The following is a 17,109-nucleotide window of genomic DNA, read 5'->3' as shown; positions in this document are numbered from 1 at the left end:
GCCGGGTCGTGGCCGCCGCCCGCTCGGCCGCCGGGCGGGAACGCGCCGGGAAGGCCGGTGCGGACGCCGTCGTCGCGCTCGACACCGACGACGTGGCCGAGCTGGCGCAACGCCTGTCGGCCGCCTGCGACGGCCCGCTCGACCTGATCCTCGACCCCCTCTTCGGCGCTCCGGCCGCTGCCGCTCTCCGCGTGCTCCGCCCGCACGGCCGCCTGGTCAATCTGGGCGGCTCGGCCGGCGAGACCTCCCCGCTCGACTCCTCCACGCTGCGCAGCCGCTCGCTGCGCCTGCTCGGCTACACCAACAACGAGCTGACCAGGGAACAGCGGGCCGCCGCCGTGGCGAAGGTCGCCGAGCTGGCGGCATCGGGCCGCCTGCACGTGGACCACGAGGCGATCCCGCTGGAGGAGGTCGCCTCGGCGTGGGAACGCCAGAGCGCGGGGACGACCACCGGCCGCCTCGTCCTCACCACACCCTGACAGGTGGCCGCCCGGACCGGTCCACACCCCGACGCCCCCGCCGGGGCGGCCTCACCCTCAGGTCAGGTCGGCCCGGCGGGCGGGCGCCCAGGAGGTCATCGTGGCGTGGGGGACGCCTTCGTAGGCGGCCCAGTCGGCGCTGATCGCGCCCGCCGTCTTGAGGAGCAACGGCAGGTGCCCTTCGGCGAGGCGCTCGACCGAGGTCTCGGCGGCGTGGGCGTTGACGTTGATGGCGGCGATCACGTTGCCGAGCCCGTCGCGCAGCGGCGCCGCCACGCTGCGGATGCCGAGCGCCAGCTCCTCGTCGGTCAGCGCCCACCCCTTGGCCCTGACCTCGCGCAGCGCGGCGTCCCGCTCGGTCACGCCGGGACGCCAGCGCGGCTCGACGCCGGAGCGGCTGGGCTCGGCCAGCACCCGATCGACCTCCTCGGGCGGCAGCGCGGCCAGCAGCACCTTGCCGAGCGAGGTCTGCAGCGCGGGAAAGCGGGTGCCGATCTGCACCGACAGGGCGACGATCTTGGGGACGGCGACGCGGGCGACGTACACGATGTCGGAGCCGTCGAGCTGGGCGATGGAGCAGGACTCGCGCGTCTGCTCCACCAGCCGCTCCATGTGCGGCCTTGCCACCTCCCACAGCCCCATCGACCGCACGTAGGAGACGCCCAGCTCCAGCACGCGCGGCGTCAGCGCGTAGCCGCGCGGCTCGCTGCGGGCGTAGCCGAGCTCCTGCAGGGTGAGCAGGATGCGGCGGGCGGTGGGCCTGGCGAGCCCGGCGGCGGTGGCCACCTCGGTCAGCGACATGACCGGCCGGCCCGGCTGGAACACCCTGATGACGTCGAGGCCGCGTGCGAGCGCCTCGATGAAGTCGGGGCCGGTGTCAGCACGTGCCATGGAAACGCCTCCCTGCGTCGGGGTCCCGCAGAACCCGACTCTAGACCGTCGCGGCTTGATGTCCGCACAGCGGCGGCCGGGGTGAGCATAGCGGTGCCCGCACCAGCCGCTCTGACAGGGCCAGCGTACCGGGGGAAGTGACGCTGACGTTGCCAAGCGGTCGTTCTACGGACGGTTGTCCGTCACAACGGAGGGCGCTCCGGGCAGCAGCGGATGGGCGGCCTCGGCGCGCAGCCCGTCGAGGAAGAAGGACAGCACGCGCCGCCAGGTGCCCGGCGCGCTGTCCATCGACTCGCGGATGACCTGCGACATCGCCCAGATCAGGGTGACCAGGTCGGACATGGTGAAGTCGGCGCGCAAACGTCCGGCCTCCTGAGCCCGCGCGATGATCCGCTCGGCGTCGAGAGAGCCCTGATGGCATGCCTGGCTCACGTCGGTGGCCAGCGTGAAGCCCTGGGTCAGCGCGTCGTTGAGCATCTGGTCCTGCGACTGCAGGGTGAACAACCCCTCCAGGAACACCACGAACCCGTCCCACGGGTCGGGCTCGGCCATGGCGTCGGCGGAGATGCGTTCGAGCGCGGCGAGCTGTTGCGGCAGGACCTCCGCCAGCAGCGCCTCGCGGGTCGGGAAGTGGTTGTAGAGGGTGCCGATGCTGACGCCGGCGCGGCGGGCGATGTGTTCGAGAGGAGCGTCGATGCCGCGGTCGGCGAAGATCTCGGTGGCCGCGACCAGGAGCTTGTCGCGGTTGCGCGCGGCATCAGACCGCAGCGGCTTGGGTCCGGCTGCCATGTCTCCCATCATACGAAAGTGAGCTAACCCTCAAGTTTCATGATACGGTCGGCCTAACTTGAGGAACGCCTCAACTTCATCTGGAGGAACCGTGCGCAAGACCGCCGTCGTCATCGGAGCCGGCCCCGGCCTCGGCATGTCCATGGCCCACCGCTTCGGCAGGGAGGGCTACGCCGTCGCCCTGATCTCCCGCTCACCCGACCGCCACCCCGCCTACGTCGCCGCCCTCGCGGAAGCGGGCGTCGAGGCCGCCGCCTTCGCCGCCGACGTGTACGACCGCGAGCACATCCTGGCGGCCCTGGACGAGATCACCGCCAGATTCGGCCCCATCGGCCTGCTCTACTACGGCCCCGGCGCCACCGACGTCAGCCGGGTGCCTGAGCCGATCACCGAGGCCACCTCCGACGACGTCAGGCAGGCGATGGCCATCGCGTACGCGGCCATCGACGTCACCGGCCACGTGCTGCCCGGCATGGTGGAAAGGGGCGAGGGCGGGCTGCTGTACGCCGGCGGGCTCAGCGCCGTCCTGCCCATGCCGCCGCTCGGCGCGCTGGCACCGGCCGCCGCGGCGCTGCGCACGTACGCGCTGACGCTCAACGCCGCACTGGCCGGCCAGGGCGTCTACGCCGGCAGCCTGACGATCGGCGGGGTGGTCGAGCGCGGCGACATCCACCGGCGGATCGCCGCCGCCCCTGAGCGCTTCGGCGGCCTGAGCGGTCACACCCTCGACCCGGACGTCATCGCCGGGGTGGCCTGGGAGCTGCTCACGAAGCGGGACCGCGCGGAAGAGATCTTCAACGCCCTCTGACGGACCGGCGAAAAGGGCGTTCCGCGCGGTCCCGGCACGGGTAGGCATGAGGGGAGATGTGGCCATCGGGGGAGGTCACGATGGGGGATGAGTGTGATCGCGAAACCAGCGGGCTGTCGTTCGACGTGCTGGACCCGGCACCCGTCGGCGTGGCGGTGACGCGAGGGGCGAATCATCAGCTCGTCTACACCAACGCCACCTACCGGGCGCAGTTCGGCGAACGCCCGATCGGCTCGCCGCTGCCCAAGTTGTTCGCCGACGACTACCGGCAGCACTACCGAGAGCTGTTCGACCAGGTCTACGCCACCGGCGAGCCCGTTGTGCTCACCGCCGCGCCGGCCAGCACCGACGAGGACGACCGGTTCTTCACCTCCAGCCTGTCGCGGCTGTCGTTCAGGGTGGGCGAGCGCGGCGTGCTGGTGGTCACGATGGAGGTCACCGACCAGATCACGGTCGCCCAGCAGGTGCAGGCCCTCGCCAACGAGCGCAGCCACATCCTGCGCCGCTACCAGAGCCTCATGCAGGTCAGCGCCCAGATCTTCTGGGTGGCCGGGCCCACCGGGGACGTCATCGAGCACAGCGCGAGCTGGGAGCGGGTGACGGGACAGCCGTGGGAGGACTACCAGGGGCGCGGCTGGCTGAAGATGGTGCACCCCGACGACCGCGAGGCCACGGTGGCGTCCTGGGAGAACGCCGTCGCCACGATGGATGTGTGGGAGCACGCCTCCCGGCTGCGCACCGCCGACGGCTCCTACCGGCACTTCGAGATCAAGGGCGTGCCCATCAAGGAGCACGGCCGGCTCGTCGAGTGGGTGGGCACCTGCGCCGACGTCGAGCAGCAGTGGCAGGAGCAGCGCGCCCAGCAGCTGCTCGACCGCGCCGCCGCGGCCACGGCCGACCTGACCAACCTGGAGGAGATGCTCGGCGCGGTCGCCGCCGTCATCGTGCCGGAGATCGCCGACGGCTGCGGGGTGCACCTCGTCACCGACCTCACCGGCGAGCAGCACGGCGGAGCGCCGTTCGTGGTCGAGCGGGTGGCCACGGCCGCCCGTCCCGGGCTGCACCGGCTGCCGCCGTACAGCGAGGAGCGGCTGCCGCCGGACAACGCGCTCGTGCAGGCGGCGCGGCGGCGGCGCCCGCTGGCGAGGAGGTTCCCGCCCGGCTGCCCGCCGCCCGGCCTGGCGCCGTCCTGGTCGCAGCAGTGGATGGTGGCGAACAAGGCCAACAGCGTGCTCGTGCTGCCCGTCGTGGTGGACGGCGTGGTCCCGGTCGTCGTGACGCTGATGACCTGCGGCGACCGCCCGCCGATCAGCCGGACGGACGCCGCGCTGCTGAGCCGCATGTTCGACCACGCGCATGACGCGCTCAGCAGCGCCATCCGCTTCCAGCGCACCCACCAGATCGCGCTGGCCCTGCAGCACAGCCTGCTCGCCGCGCCGCCGAGGCTGGCCGGCCTGCGCATCGAGGCCCGCTACCGGGCCAGTCCGGCCGCGGCCGAGATCGGCGGTGACTGGTACGACTCGTTCATCCTCCCCGACGGCGTCCCGGTGATGGCCATCGGCGACGTCGCCGGCCACGACCTCGGCGCCGCCGTCACCATGAGCCAGCTCCGCAACATGCTGCGGGCCCTCGCCATGGACCGGTGCGAGCCGCCGGGGGAGATCCTCACCCGGCTCAACATCGCCATGGGCTCGCTCTCGTACGAGGTGACGGCCACCTGCGCGCTGGCCAGGATCGAGGAGTACGGCGGCCGCCACCAGCTCAACTACGCGGTCGCCGGCCACCCGCCGCCGCTGCTGGTCACCGAGGACGGCACCGGCCGCTTCCTGGAGAGCTGCGTCAACCCGCTGCTCGGCATCCCCAACGAGGGCGGCTGCCGCTCCACCGTCGAGCCGCTGCCGCCCGGCTCCACGGTGCTCTTCTACACCGACGGCCTCATCGAGCGGCCCGGCGAGAACCTCGACGACGGGCTCGAACGGCTGCGCCTCCTGGCCGGCTCGCTCGCCCGCTGCCCCGTGGAACGCTTCTGCGACCAGGTGCTCAGCGGCCTGCCGACGACCGGGCTCGACGACATCGCGGTCATCGCGCTGCGCCTGCCGCCCGACCGCTGAGGCGTCAGTACCTGCTCAGCCTCGGCACGCTCTCGACCAGCCGCCGCGTGTACGGATGCGACGGCGCGCCCAGCACGTCGGAGGCGGCGCCGCGTTCGGCGATCGAGCCCTTCTCGATGACCGCGATCTCCTGGCACAGTGCGGCCACCACGGCCAGGTCGTGCGAGACCATCACGACCGTCAGGTCGCGGTCGGCGCTGAGCTGTCTCAGCAGCTCCACCACCCGCACCCGGGTCGAGACGTCCAGCGCGCTGACCGGCTCGTCGGCCAGCAGCACCCGAGGCTCGCACACGATGGCCCTGGCGATCGCGACGCGCTGCCGCTGCCCGCCGGAGAACTCGTGCGGGTACCGGTCGGCCGCGTCGGCCGGCAGGCCGACGGCCCGCAGCGCCTCCGCCACCCGGTCGCCGATCTCGTCGCGCGGGCAGGCGCGCAGCGCCCGCAGCGGCTCCGAGACGATCCTGCGCACGCGCTGGCGGGGGTCCAGCGACGAGTACGGGTCCTGGAACACCGGCTGCACGGCCCGCCGGAACTCCCTGTCCCGCGTGGACGTCACCGGCCGCCCGTCGAACAGCACCTGCCCCGACGTGGGCCTGGCCAGGCCGAGCAGCAGCCGCAGCAGCGTCGTCTTGCCCGCGCCCGACTCGCCGACGATCGCCAGGTTCCGCCCGCGCGTCACCTCGACCGACACCCCGGACAGCACCGCCGCCCCGCCCCGGTAGGCGTAGCCGACGTCCCGCGCCTCCATGATCGTCACGGTGCCATCCGATCCAGCTCGGCCTCCAGCTCCCTGGCGCTGTCCACCAGGGACCGGGTGTAGGGGTGGCCCGGTTCGCGCACGATGTCCTGTGTCCTTCCCGACTCCACCGCGAAGCCCTCCTTGAGCACGATCAGCCGGTCCGCGACGCCCGCGACCACCGCCAGGTCGTGCCCGATGAACATCAGCGCCATGTCCCTGGCCGAGATCAGCCGGTCCAGCAGCGCCAGCACCTCGGCCTGCACGGTGACGTCCAGCGCGGTGGTCGGCTCGTCGGCGATCAGCAGCGCGGGCTCGCAGGCCAGCGCCATCGCGATCGCCGCCCGCTGGCGCTGCCCGCCGGAGATCTCGTGCGGGTACGCCCGCGCGACCCGCTCGGGCAGGGCCACCTCCTCCAGCGCGGCCAGCACCGCCGAGCGCAGCGCGGCGCCGCGCAGCCCGCGCCGCCGGATCGGCCCCGCCACCTGCCTGCCGACGCGCATCAGCGGGTCGAGCGCGGTGAGCGGCTCCTGGAAGACGACGGCCGCCGCCCGGCCGCGCAGCCGGTCGAGCCGCCGGTCGGACCGCTGCCTGGGCGCGCCGACGACCTGCGTGCCCGACAGGAGCACGCTGCCGTGCGCGGTGAGGCCGGGCGGCAGCAGGCCCAGCACGGCCAGCGCGGTCAGCGACTTGCCCGAGCCGGACTCGCCGATCAGGCCGAGCCGCTCGCCGGGCGCGAGGGTGAACGACAGGTCGTGGATCAGCTCGTGGCCGTCGGAGCGGCGTACGGACAGCTGCTCCACCGCCAGCAGCTCGCTCATCGGGACCTCCCTCCGCCCAGGTCGCGCAGCCCGTCGGCGAGCAGGTTCGCGCCGATGACCAGCACCACCAGCAGCACGCCTGGCGCGATCGCGCCGACCGGCGCCGTCAGCACCGTGGCCTGCGCCTCCTGCAGCAGCCGGCCCCACGAGGCGTTCGGCGGAGGCGGGCCGAGCCCCAGGTACGACAGCGACGCCTCGGCCAGCACCGCCAGGCCGAGCTGGAGGGCCAGGTTCACCAGGAGCGTCGGCCAGATGTTCGGCAGCACGTGCTCCGCGATCACCCTCGGCCACGAGCTGCCCGAGGTGCGCGCGGCCGTGATGTAGTCCTGGGAGAGCACCCGCTTGACCAGCACCCGCGTCAGCCGGGCCACCACCGCCGACATGGCGAGACCGATGGCCAGGATCGCCGAGCCGAGCGACGCCTCGCGCACCGCCACCACCAGCATGGCCAGCAGCAGCGTCGGGAAGGCGATGAGGGCGTCGAGCACCGCGGCCAGCGCGTCGTCCAGCCAGCGGGTCGCGAACCCGGCCGCCAGGCCCGCCGCCACGCCGAGCAGCCCGCCCAGCAGCACCGACCCGGCGCCGGCCGCCAGCGCGATGCGGGCGCCGATCATCAGCTGGGTCAGCAGGTCGCGGCCCAGCTTGTCGGTGCCGAGCAGGTGATCGCCGCCCGGCGGGGCCAGCCGCCCGCCCGAGGTGTCGGCCGGATCGTACGGCAGCCACACCAGCGACACGGCCGCCACGACCACCACCAGGCCGACGAGCACGCAGCCCGTCAGGAACGACTTCCTCATGAGCGCCCCAGCCTGGTCCGCAGCCGCGGATCCACCACCCGCTGCACCACGTCGGCGGCGAAGCCGATCACCAGCACCGTGAGCGTGCTGACCGCCAGCACGCCCTGGATCACCGGATAGTCGTGCTCGGCGATGCCCTTGACCAGCATCGTGCCGAGCCCGGGCAGCGCGAACACGCTCTCCACCACCACCGCGCCCAGGAACGTCGTCGCCAGCTCGATGCCCAGGACCGAGATGACCGGCACCGCCGCGTTGCGCAGCCCATGCCGCCACATCGCGCCGCCGAACGACTCGCCCATGGCCCGCGCGGTGCGCAGGTAGTCGGCGGTCAGCACGTCGAGCGTGGCCGCGCGGACATACCGGATCAGCGAGGCCGACATGACCAGCGCGATCGTGACGACCGGCAGCGCGAGCGAGGTCAGCGCGCGGCCCGGCTCCGCCCAGTCCTGGCGGGGGAAGCCGCCGGCCGGCAGCAGCCGCAGCTTCAGCGCGAACACCGTCACCAGCAGCATCCCGATCCAGAACACCGGCACCGCGATGCCGAGCTGGGAGAAGCCGCTGAGCAGCGCGCCGTACCAGCGGTCCGCTTTGTGCGCGGCCACGAACCCGACCGGCAGCGCCACCACCACCGCCAGCGCGAACGCCAGCAGCGTCAGCGGCACCGTGACCGCCAGCCGGGCCGAGATCTCCTCGCCCACCGGCAGCTTGCTGATGTAGGAGGTGCCGAGGTCGAGCCGGGCGAGGTCGCCCAGCCAGGCCGCGTACTGCTGCGCCAGCGGCAGGTCGGAGCCGGTCTCGTGGCGCGCCGCCGCGATCTGCTCGGGCGTCGCGCCCATCGGCAGCAGCGCGTTGGCCGGGTCGCCCGGCAGCAACCGCAGCAGCACGAACAGCAGCGACGCCGCCAGCAGCAGCGAGGCCAGCAGGAACACGGTACGGCGCAGCAGGTAGCGCCCCATCAGCCCTTCTTGATCCCGTACGCGTAGAACTGCGAGTTGAGCCCGTTGACCGGGTAGCCCGACAGGTCGGAGGCGGCCACCACGATCTGCGGGTACAGGTAGAGCCAGTCGCCGGCGGCGTCCTCGGCGATCTTCCTGTTGGCCTTCTTCAGCAGCTCCGTCTGCTCAGCCTCGCTCGGCGCCCGCTCGGCCTCGTCGATCCACTTGGTGACCTGCTCGTCGTCGTAACCCCAGTAGAAGTCGGGGTTGCCGTACCAGACCACGTCGCGGTCGTTGACGTGCTCCTGGAGGGTGGCGGCGAAGTCGTGGTTCTTGTAGACCTTCGTGTACCACTCGTCGGCGGTGATGACGTTGATGTCCACGGTGACGCCGACCTTGGCCAGCTCGCTCTTGATGAACGTGGCGGCCGTCGGGTGGGGGTCGTAGTTGGGCGTGTCCAGGGTGAAGCGGAAGCCCTTGGCGTAACCGGCCGCGGCCAGCTCACGCTTGGCGGCCTCGACGTCGTAGGTGTCGAGTGAGGTCAGGTCCTCGTACCACGGGTCGGTGGGCGGCACCATCGAGCCGATCAGCGTGCCGTGCCCGGCCCACACCGACTCCAGCAGCTTGGCGTCGTCGATGGCCGCCGCGACGGCCTTGCGCACCTGCGGCTTGTCGAACGGCGCCTTGCGGTCGTTGAACGCGAGCAACAGCTTCGTGGTCGACTTGCCCTCGCTGACCTTGTAGTCCGGGTTGTTGTCGAACTGCGAGAGCGCGTCCGGGCTCTGCTGGCTGGTCACCACGTCCACGGCGCCGGTCAGCAGCGCGTTGTTGAGCGCGGACGCGTCGGTGAAGTAGTGGAAGACCACGCCGCCGTTGGCCGGCTTGGCGCCCCAGTAGCCGGGGAAGGGCTCCAGGCTGAGCGTCGAGCCGCGCTTCCACGCCCCCAGCTTGTACGGCCCCGTGCCGTCGGCCGTGGTCGCCCTGTCCTTGGCGTCGGCGTTGACCACCCACACGTAGCTCAGGTTGTAGACCAGCGAGATCGAGCGGTGCTTCAGCGTCACCACGACCGTGCCGTCGTCGGGAGCCTCGACCGACTTGATGACCTCCAGGTTGCCCTTGCGCGCCGACTGGGAGTCCTCGGCCGTCACGCGCTCGATGCTGGCCTTCACGTCGGCCGAGGTCAGCGCCTTGCCCGAGTGGAACGTCACGCCCTTGCGCAGCTTGAAGGTGTAGGTCAGGCCGTCGTCGGAGACCGTGTGGCTCTCGGCCAGCAACGGCTCCACCTTGCCCGCGTCGGTCAGCCGGAACAGGCCCTCGTAGACGTTGCCGTTGAACGCCTCCGTGATGCCCTGGCCGCCGCCGGCGGTATTGTCGAGGTTCTGCGGCTCGTAGAGGGAACCGATCTCGATCGTGGCCGGCTGGGCCGGGCCGCCGGGCGCGGCGTCCTCCGGGCCGGAGCCGCACGCGGCGAGTGCGAGGGCCAGTGCGACCGCGACGCCGGCGAACTTCCTGTTCAACGTAAACTCCACCATTGCTTACCAATTTAGTAGGTTTACGGAATATACCGCCTTGTCGGGTTCGATGGGGCCTCGGGTCCCCGAGCGGGGCCCGCTCGGGGACCGGCTGTCCGGTCGCGCCCCCGTGTTCAGCGGAGCCCGTTGGCCGCCCACTCGCGGAAGGCGCGCGGCGGGCGGCCGGTGACGCGTTCGACCGTGTCCGTCACCCGGTCCTCCGTGCCGGTGCCGATCTCGGCGTCCAGGGCGGCGAGCAGGGCGGCGAACTCCCTGGGCATCCCGTGGGCGGCGAAGTGCGCGGCGAGCTCGTCCGGTGTGACCGGGCGGTGGCGCAGCGGGCCGGCGCCCAGCTCGGTGAGCAGCGCGGCCACCTCGTCATAGGTGAGCGCCTCCGGGCCGGTCAGCACGTGGTCGGTGTCGTGCGGCACCGGATTAGTCAGGGCGTGCCCGGCGACCGCCGCGATGTCGCCCGCGTCCACGAACGCCACCCGGCCGCCGCCCGTCGCAGAGATCAGCTCGCCGTCGCGGCGGCGCAGCGCGACGGCCTCGCCGGTGAAGTTCTGCATGAACCACGACGGGCGCAGCACTGTCCACTCCGGCATCACCGTACGGACCAGGTCGTACAGCGCCGCCGCCCCGGGAGTCCGCTCCGGCCGGGCCGACGTGCCGAGCAGCACCACGCGGCGCACCCCCTGGCGTACGGCCTCGTGCAGGAACGGCTCCACCAGCGGCACCGGCTCGGTCACCCCGATCGGCGGCAGCACATAGGCGGCCCGCACCCCGGCCAGCGCCGGGGCGTGGGTCTCCGGTGCGGCCCAGTCGAAGCGCACGAACCCCGGCTGATCGCCCTTACGGCTCGCCGGCCGGACCGGCACCCCGCGCTCACGCAGAAAGGCCGTCACCCGCGAGCCGGTCGTCCCGGTCGCACCGATCACCAGCACCTCGCTCATGCGGCACCGCCCGCGAACGCCCCCGTGAACGACTCGAGCCCGCCCAGCGCCTCGGCGGCCTGCAACGGGTTCCAGTAGTCGCGGTAGTGCTGGATCTCGCCGTCCCGCACGGTGACGATCGCGACATAACCCATCCGGTACGGCTTCCCGCTGCGCGGCACGATCCCGGCCACCTCCAGCTCCACGACCACCACCTCCGGGTCCTCGGTCCGGTGGATCACCTTCCTGACGACCTCCCGGATGTCGTAGATGTCCGGGTAGCCGCGCAGGTACTCCCGGATCGCCGCACGCCCCTCCACCTTCGGCGGGTACCCGGCGGGCGCGAACGGGAACTCGATCACCCCGTCCTCGGCCCACAGCCCGGCGAACCCCGCCATGTCCTTGGCCAGCAGCAGCTCGACGCCGTGCTCGATCAGCTCAGTGGCTTGCACCGTTCTCCCTCCGTTAGGACGATACGGTACCGTCCCGTCGTGAACCATAGACGAGACGGTACCGTCTCGTCCAATCGCTAGACTGCACGCCATGAGCCGCCGCACTCCCACCGGCGCAGCCGTGCTGCAGCCCCAGGTCACCGAGGCCATCACCGAAGCCGTGCTGGACGAGCTGGCCGAGAACGGCTACGCCCGCCTGTCGATGGAGGCGGTCGCCAAACGAGCCGGCGTCGGCAAGAGCGCGCTCTATCGCCGCTGGGCGTCCAAACAGGAGATGGCGATGGGGGTGATCTGCGCGTACAGCATCGCCATGATCAGCGTGCCCGACACCGGCACCCTCCGCGGCGACCTGCGCGCCTCGCTCGACGCCCTCACCCAGTGGCTGACCCACCCGCGCTTCGCGCGCATCCTGCCCGACCTGGTGGCCGAGACGGCCCGCAACCCCGAGCTGGGCGAGGTCGTGGGTCTCCTGGTCGGCGAGCCGAAGCGGGAGCGTACGGCGGAGATCTTCCGGCGCGCCATCCAGCGCGGCGAGCTGCCCCGCGACACCGACATCGACCTGGCACTCGACCTGATCGCCGCCCCCGTCTACTGGCGGCTCGCCGTCCGCGCCGCCGAGACCGGGCTCACCTACCTCGACGATCTCACCGACGTGCTGCTGCGCGCGCTGTCCGCGACCTCCTGAGTCTCGGATCGATCATCCGAATCGAGCGGCTATCCGGTTGTAGGGTGGGGGACATGCCCGCCACACCGCTGAGAAAGGACGCCGCCCGCAACCGCCGCCAGATCCTGCAGACGGCCAGAGCCATGGTCGACGCGGGCGCGACGCTGCAGCTCAACGCCGTCGCCCGGGAGGCCGACGTCGGGGTGGGCACCGTCTATCGCCACTTCCCGACCCCCGAGGCGCTGCTGGCCGCGCTCGCCGAGGAGCGGTTCGAGGCGATGATCGCCGAGGTCCGCCGGGGCGTCACCGCGCCCGACGTCCGCGCCGCCCTGCACACGTTCCTCGACCACGCGCTCACCGCGTACGTCGAGGACGAGGCCTTCGCCGCCGAGGCGCTCGGCCCCGCGCCGACCACCGAACGCACCCGCGAGCTCAGGGACGAGCTGGTCGGCATGATCCGTGACCTGCTCGCCCGCGCGGTCTCAGAAGGCGTCCTGCGGCCCGGCATCGACGCGCCCGACCTGCTGGTGCTGCTGTGCGGCGTCGCGTACGCGGTCAAGAACAGCCCCTATCCCGACGATCCCGCCGTCGCCACCCGCTACCTGAAAGCCCTGCTCAACGGCGTGCTGGCCACGGACGCCGCGTGACGCCCGCCGCCCGCCCGGCCCCCAGGCTCGCCGCACTCCGCTCCCGCTGGCTCGACGCCGTGACCGCCGAGCTCCGCGACGACCCGGCCGTGGCGGGGGCCGCGCTGGCAGGCTCGTTCGGCACCGGCCGCGCCGACGACTGGAGCGACGTCGATCTGCTCGTCGTCGTGTCCGACGCCCGCCTCGACGGCTACGCGCCGCCCGCGCCCGTCGAGCCGGTCATCACCATCGACGCCCGCCACAACGGCCCGCGCGGCACGCGCGGCCTCAGCTCTCAGTACGTGACGGACGGGCTGCCGCTCTGGGCCGACTGGTACGTCCACCCCGTCTCGCTGGCGAGCTGGCCGTCCGACTGCGACGTCCTGTTCGACCGGCACGGCATCGAACGCAGCCCGCTCACCCTCAGCGAGCAGCTCGCGTCCGGCGAGCCGGAGCCGCCCACCCCCAAGGGCCCCGACGAGGAACGCGCGCTGAAGCTCGGGCTCGTCCCCGTGGCGGGTAAGGGCGTCGCCCGCCGCTCGCCCGGCACGGCCGGCCCGTACGCCCCCGACGCCACCTGGGAGCAGCAGCTGGCCGCCCTGCGCCGCCTGCTCGACGACTTCGCCGTCCTCGGACCGCCCAACAGCGTGGCGGCCGGGCACGCCTACCTCGACCTGGTCGCCGACGCCCTCTCCCGCTGACCCGTTGATCATCTGGGCTCGCGCCGCGTAGCCTGCCCGTGCCGATCATCCCCCGACCCTAGGGAGTCAGCAAGCATGACGATCACGAGGAAGGCGGCGCTGGTGACCGCGCTGACCGCGCTCGGCACGTCGCTCGCGGCGCCGGCCGCGTACGCACGGCCGGCCGCCCGGGCCGCCGCCTGCCCCGAGGTCTTCGGCCACGGCAGCTACCGTTCGGAGAATCTTAGCGATCCTCATTCCTGATTCGCTGGTATCCGCCAAGCCGGAGCCTGGTCTTACGTCGCCTCCACAGGCGTTCAACGTCTCCGGGGAAGTGCCCGGCGACACAGGCTTATGCGGCCTGTTGCTTCAACGTCATCGCGGCGAGCAGGTTGCGTGCCGCGTTGACGTCCTGGTCGTGGACGGTGCCGCACGTGCACGGCCATACCCGCTCAGCCAAGGTCAGGCTGGAGTTGACCACGCCGCACTTGCCGCACAATTTCGACAACGGGTACCAGCGGTCGGCCGCCCATGCCGATGAGCCGTACCAGGCCCCTTGTTGGCGAGCTGGCGGAAGAACTCGCCGAACCCGAGGTCCAAGATCGCTCGCGCCAGCCGCCGGTTGATGAGCATTCCGGTGACGTTCAGGGTTTCCACGGCGATGGCCCGCTTGGATCCCGCGAGCCTCGTCGTGGTCTTGTGCAGGAAATCGGCCTGCTGATCGGCGACCTTCAGGTGGAGGCGGCCGACGCGGCGGACGGCCTTGCCGCGGTTTGCCGATCGCTTCTGCGTGCGGGCCAGTGCCTTGTTGGCGCGGCGCAGGCGGCGCAGCGCGGTCGATATCCACCTGGAAGGAGATCCACCACCGGCCCGTGATCTCGTGGATCGTGGCCCCGAGGACGCGTGCCCGGCCGTCGGTGAGCCGGTCGGGCAGCCATGTCATCAGATGCCTCCGTGGAAAACCTCGCCTTCAGGCGGGAGAGGAATCGGACTCCTGTGGAGCAGGACAGGGGCAGCCGGTTCGCCGTCAGGTGAACCGGTGTATCGAACACACACGCGGCCCTTAGCCGATCGTGGGAGCATGTGGGGCGTGGCGCAGATCGTGAAGCGGGCCTACAAGTACCGCTTCTATCCGACTCCCGAGCAGGCCGGCGAGCTTGCCCGGACGTTCGGCTGTGTCCGTCTCGTCTACAACAAGGCGCTCGAGGAGCGCACCCGTGCCTACCGGCTGGAAGGCCGCCGTGTCTCCTACGTGGAGTCCTCCGCGCGCTTGACGGAGTGGAAGCGCAGCGGCAAGTTCGACTTCTTGTTCGAGGTGTCGTCGGTTCCTCTTCAGCAGGCGTTGCGGCATCTTCAGGCGGCGTTCGCGAACTTCTTCGCCAAGCGCGCCAAGTACCCCACGTTCAAGTCCCGCAAGAAGTCCCGGGCGTCGGCGGAGTACACCCGCTCGGCGTTCCGCTGGCGTGACGGGGAGTTGACGCTGGCCAAGATGGACACGCCGCTCGCCATCGTGTGGTCGCGTCCGCTGCCGGAGGGTGCGCAGCCGTCCACGGTCACCGTCTCCCGTGACAGCGCGGGACGCTGGTTCGTGTCCCTCCTGGTCGAGGAGAAGCTCATCCCGCTGCCGCCTGCCGGGCGGAGCGTCGGGGTGGACGCCGGCATCACCGCGCTGGCGGCACTCTCGACCGGCGAGAAGATCGACAACCCCCAGCATGAGCGCGCCGATCGGCGCAGGCTGGCCAAGGCGCAGCGGGCCCTGGCCCGTAAGGAGAAGGGGTCGAACAACCGCGCCAAGGCCAGAGTGAAGGTCGCCAGGGTGTACGCCCGGATCGCCGACCGCAGAAGGGATCACCTGCACAAGGTCACGACACGGCTTGTTCTCGAGAACCAAGTGATCGCCGTGGAAGACCTGACCGTCCGCACCATGGTCCGCAACCGCAGCCTGGCCCGCGCCATCTCGGATGCGAGCTGGCGGGAACTGCGCTCCATGCTGGAGTACAAGGCACGATGGTACGGGCGGACTGTGGTGGCGGTCGACCGCTGGTTCCCCTCCTCCAAGCTGTGCTCGCAGTGCGGGGCCCTGCGGAAGAAGATGCCGCTGAACGTCCGGGAATGGATGTGTGCCTGCGGCGCGGTCCATGACCGGGACGTCAACGCGGCCAGGAACGTGCTCGCCGCCGGGCTGGCGGAGAGCTGAAACGCTTGTGGAGCGGGTGTAAGACCTCAACGAGAGTCCTCTCGAACGGGCGACCGGCTGTGAAACAGGAACCCTCACGGGCGACCGTGGGAATCCCCCTCCTTCACCACGAGGGGGAGGATGTCAAGTGGCACAACACCTCCCACCACCACCACCCACCACCACCACCAAACGGCCTGACCGGCGTCCGGCGCAACATCACCGACCTGTGGTGGACGGCGGGCAGCGACAACCTGCGCGACCGCAGCATCGCCCGCGGGCCCTACAAGGGGCAGCAGGTGCACACGCTGCGGCAGTGGCTGGACCACGTGCGCTCGCGCGGCATGATCGCGCTGCTGGAGATCAAGCCCGAGGCCCGGCCCGTCCTTTCGGGACGTACGGGGCGGCGGCCTGGAAGGAGGTCTCCGACCCGATCAAGGAACGCCAGGCGTCGATGCGCATCCTCGTCTACTCGCAGGACTCCTGGATCCAGGCCGAACTCGCCAAGCGCCACCCGACCCTCCTCAAGGGCTCCCAGGCCCGCTGGACCGACAGCGTGGCCTGGCAGGAACCCCCGGCCGCCTGGAACGGCAACACCTCCCGCTGGGCGGAGGTGCTGGCCCAGGCGCCGAAGAGCGTGATGACGAACTACACCAAGGACTACCGCGCCTGGCTCGACGGCAAGTGCGCCTGACCGGTCAGTCGTCGGCCGCTGCCTGTTCCAGGACCTCCAGGATGGTGGCGGTGAGGAGGGTGACCTTGTAGGCGTTGTGCGGGGTCGGGGTGCAGCGGGCGGCGGCCAGGGCGGCGGCGGTCTCGAAGGACTCGCCCGAGAGGAGGGCGGTCTCCACCTCGGCGAGCCGGAGCGGGACCCGGGCGACGCCGCCGACCGCCACCGCGGCGGCGGTGACCCGTGGGCCGTCCATCACCAGGCGGGCGGTCGCCTCCACCAGCGGCCATTCGGCCTCGGAGCGGGCGATGGCCCTCCGGTACGCGGCTCGCTCCCCGGCCACCGGCGGCGGCAGGTGCACCGAGGTGAGCAGCTCGCCGGGGCCGAGGAGGTGGTCGCGGGCCGGGTCGGAGCCGTCGCCGTACAGGTCGGCGGCCGGGAACGGGCTCCTGCCGTGCACCTCGACGGCCGCGTCGTACGCCAGCAGCGCCATGGCCAGCGAGGACGGGTGGGGTGCCAGGCAGGGGCCGGTGTCGATGACGGCGGCGTACAGGCTCTGGCCGGCGCGGGCCGGGCAGGAGTCGCCGCCGTCCTGGTGGCAGGTGAAGGCCGGGTTGCGGTAGTACCAGCAGCGGTTGCGCTGGAGCAGGTTCCCGCCGACGGTGGCGACGGCCCTGATCTGCGGCGTGGCCAGCCCTCTCGCGGTCAGGGCCAGCGCCGGGTACGCGGCCCGCAGCCGCTCGTCGCGGGCCACCTCGGCGACGGTGGTCAGCGCACCGAGGCGGGCGGAGCCGTCCGGCTGCCAGGTGATGCCCGACATGCCGGGCACGTCACGCAGCTCGGCCAGATCTACGAACGGCCCGGCCACCGGCCGGCTCATCACATCGGTGCCACCCGCCCGCGGCACTCCGTGCCGCGCGGCCTCAAGAAGATCGGTGGAGACGGTCAAGGTCGGATCCCTTCGAGATGCGAAACGGCCTGAGGGGGAGAGGCGGCGGCCCGCGAGCGGCGTGGCTCGGCGGCGATCACCGAAG

21 protein-coding genes are annotated in these 17,109 nt (G+C 71.9%); 9 read left to right on the top strand and 12 right to left on the bottom strand.

Annotated elements, in window-relative coordinates; translation table 11 throughout:
* The coding region (locus AB0K28_RS42455) for a zinc-binding dehydrogenase (protein ID WP_364381711.1) at window positions 1–479 on the top strand (479 nt) is incomplete at its 5' end.
* A 57-nt stretch (window positions 480–536) separates the two neighbouring features.
* Here the strand turns inward: AB0K28_RS42455 and AB0K28_RS42450 are convergent.
* Both AB0K28_RS42450 and AB0K28_RS42445 read right to left on the bottom strand, forming a co-directional pair.
* On the bottom strand, window positions 537–1,370 hold the full coding sequence (locus AB0K28_RS42450) for an IclR family transcriptional regulator C-terminal domain-containing protein (RefSeq protein WP_364381708.1): 834 nt from the start codon (window positions 1,368–1,370) through the stop codon (window positions 537–539).
* Between the two features lie 165 nt (window positions 1,371–1,535).
* Complete coding sequence (locus AB0K28_RS42445) at window positions 1,536–2,159, bottom strand: helix-turn-helix domain-containing protein (RefSeq protein ID WP_364381705.1); 624 nt, start codon at window positions 2,157–2,159, stop codon at window positions 1,536–1,538.
* Between the two features lie 91 nt (window positions 2,160–2,250).
* Between AB0K28_RS42445 and AB0K28_RS42440 the strand changes: the two genes are divergently transcribed.
* Entirely contained in the window at window positions 2,251–2,967 is a 717-nt protein-coding gene (locus AB0K28_RS42440) for an SDR family NAD(P)-dependent oxidoreductase (protein WP_364381702.1), read from the top strand.
* Window positions 2,968–3,047: 80 nt separating this feature from the next.
* A complete protein-coding gene (locus AB0K28_RS42435; protein ID WP_364381699.1) occupies window positions 3,048–5,078 on the top strand; it encodes a SpoIIE family protein phosphatase in 2,031 nt (676 codons plus the stop codon).
* Between the two features lie 4 nt (window positions 5,079–5,082).
* Here AB0K28_RS42435 and AB0K28_RS42430 read toward each other — a convergent pair whose 3' ends face one another.
* The 7 genes from AB0K28_RS42430 to AB0K28_RS42400 form a co-directional block, all read right to left on the bottom strand.
* Window positions 5,083–5,826 (bottom strand): ABC transporter ATP-binding protein, encoded by a 744-nt coding sequence (locus tag AB0K28_RS42430; protein WP_345404542.1) that lies wholly within the window; start codon window positions 5,824–5,826, stop codon window positions 5,083–5,085.
* Between the two features lie 5 nt (window positions 5,827–5,831).
* Entirely contained in the window at window positions 5,832–6,635 is an 804-nt protein-coding gene (locus AB0K28_RS42425) for an ABC transporter ATP-binding protein (RefSeq protein ID WP_345404545.1), read from the bottom strand.
* Window positions 6,632–7,429, bottom strand: coding sequence for an ABC transporter permease (locus AB0K28_RS42420; RefSeq protein ID WP_345404548.1), 798 nt, complete (start codon window positions 7,427–7,429; stop codon window positions 6,632–6,634). Before AB0K28_RS42420 ends, AB0K28_RS42425 begins: the two co-directional genes overlap by 4 nt.
* On the bottom strand, window positions 7,426–8,385 hold the full coding sequence (locus AB0K28_RS42415) for an ABC transporter permease (protein ID WP_364381695.1): 960 nt from the start codon (window positions 8,383–8,385) through the stop codon (window positions 7,426–7,428). The genes AB0K28_RS42420 and AB0K28_RS42415 overlap by 4 nt, the downstream gene beginning before the upstream one ends.
* Complete coding sequence (locus AB0K28_RS42410) at window positions 8,385–9,881, bottom strand: ABC transporter substrate-binding protein (protein WP_364381692.1); 1,497 nt, start codon at window positions 9,879–9,881, stop codon at window positions 8,385–8,387. The genes AB0K28_RS42415 and AB0K28_RS42410 overlap by 1 nt, the downstream gene beginning before the upstream one ends.
* Window positions 9,882–10,009: 128 nt before the next feature.
* On the bottom strand, window positions 10,010–10,828 hold the full coding sequence (locus AB0K28_RS42405; protein WP_364381689.1) for an ergot alkaloid biosynthesis protein: 819 nt from the start codon (window positions 10,826–10,828) through the stop codon (window positions 10,010–10,012).
* Window positions 10,825–11,259: a nuclear transport factor 2 family protein gene (locus tag AB0K28_RS42400; protein ID WP_364381686.1), complete on the bottom strand. Its 435-nt coding sequence runs from the start codon at window positions 11,257–11,259 to the stop codon at window positions 10,825–10,827. The genes AB0K28_RS42405 and AB0K28_RS42400 overlap by 4 nt, the downstream gene beginning before the upstream one ends.
* A gap of 91 nt (window positions 11,260–11,350) precedes the next feature.
* On the opposite strand from AB0K28_RS42400, the gene AB0K28_RS42395 reads away from it, so the two are divergent.
* The 4 genes from AB0K28_RS42395 to AB0K28_RS42380 all read left to right on the top strand — a co-directional run bounded on the left by AB0K28_RS42395 (window position 11,351) and on the right by AB0K28_RS42380 (window position 13,493).
* Entirely contained in the window at window positions 11,351–11,944 is a 594-nt protein-coding gene (locus AB0K28_RS42395) for a TetR/AcrR family transcriptional regulator (RefSeq protein WP_364381683.1), read from the top strand.
* 53 nt (window positions 11,945–11,997) lie between these two features.
* On the top strand, window positions 11,998–12,570 hold the full coding sequence (locus tag AB0K28_RS42390; protein WP_364381680.1) for a TetR family transcriptional regulator: 573 nt from the start codon (window positions 11,998–12,000) through the stop codon (window positions 12,568–12,570).
* Window positions 12,567–13,250, top strand: coding sequence for a nucleotidyltransferase domain-containing protein (locus tag AB0K28_RS42385; protein WP_364381677.1), 684 nt, complete (start codon window positions 12,567–12,569; stop codon window positions 13,248–13,250). The genes AB0K28_RS42390 and AB0K28_RS42385 overlap by 4 nt, the downstream gene beginning before the upstream one ends.
* A gap of 75 nt (window positions 13,251–13,325) precedes the next feature.
* Window positions 13,326–13,493: a hypothetical protein gene (locus AB0K28_RS42380; RefSeq protein WP_345404572.1), complete on the top strand. Its 168-nt coding sequence runs from the start codon at window positions 13,326–13,328 to the stop codon at window positions 13,491–13,493.
* Between the two features lie 88 nt (window positions 13,494–13,581).
* Here the strand turns inward: AB0K28_RS42380 and AB0K28_RS42375 are convergent, their stop codons facing one another.
* Together AB0K28_RS42375 and AB0K28_RS42370 are read right to left on the bottom strand one after the other, a co-directional pair.
* Window positions 13,582–13,737 (bottom strand): zinc ribbon domain-containing protein, encoded by a 156-nt coding sequence (locus tag AB0K28_RS42375; RefSeq protein WP_345404575.1) that lies wholly within the window; start codon window positions 13,735–13,737, stop codon window positions 13,582–13,584.
* Window positions 13,692–14,030, bottom strand: a complete 339-nt coding sequence (locus AB0K28_RS42370; RefSeq protein WP_364381723.1) for a transposase — start codon at window positions 14,028–14,030, stop codon at window positions 13,692–13,694. The genes AB0K28_RS42375 and AB0K28_RS42370 overlap by 46 nt, the downstream gene beginning before the upstream one ends.
* 289 nt (window positions 14,031–14,319) lie before the next feature.
* Between AB0K28_RS42370 and AB0K28_RS42365 the strand changes: the two genes are divergently transcribed.
* On the top strand, window positions 14,320–15,426 hold the full coding sequence (locus AB0K28_RS42365) for an RNA-guided endonuclease TnpB family protein (RefSeq protein ID WP_364381673.1): 1,107 nt from the start codon (window positions 14,320–14,322) through the stop codon (window positions 15,424–15,426).
* Between the two features lie 295 nt (window positions 15,427–15,721).
* The gene (locus AB0K28_RS42360; protein WP_364381670.1) at window positions 15,722–16,099 is read left to right on the top strand and encodes a hypothetical protein; all 378 of its coding nucleotides are present in this window, start codon (window positions 15,722–15,724) and stop codon (window positions 16,097–16,099) included.
* 4 nt (window positions 16,100–16,103) lie between these two features.
* On the opposite strand, the gene AB0K28_RS42355 is transcribed toward AB0K28_RS42360, so the two are convergent.
* Entirely contained in the window at window positions 16,104–17,024 is a 921-nt protein-coding gene (locus AB0K28_RS42355; RefSeq protein WP_364381667.1) for an FAD binding domain-containing protein, read from the bottom strand.
* Window positions 17,025–17,109 lie beyond the last annotated feature (85 nt).

The sequence above is a fragment of the Nonomuraea sp. NPDC049504 genome, from assembly GCF_040676845.1.
Lineage (GTDB): Bacteria > Actinomycetota > Actinomycetes > Streptosporangiales > Streptosporangiaceae > Nonomuraea > Nonomuraea salmonea.
This window is presented reverse-complemented; position numbering and strand designations above follow the sequence as displayed.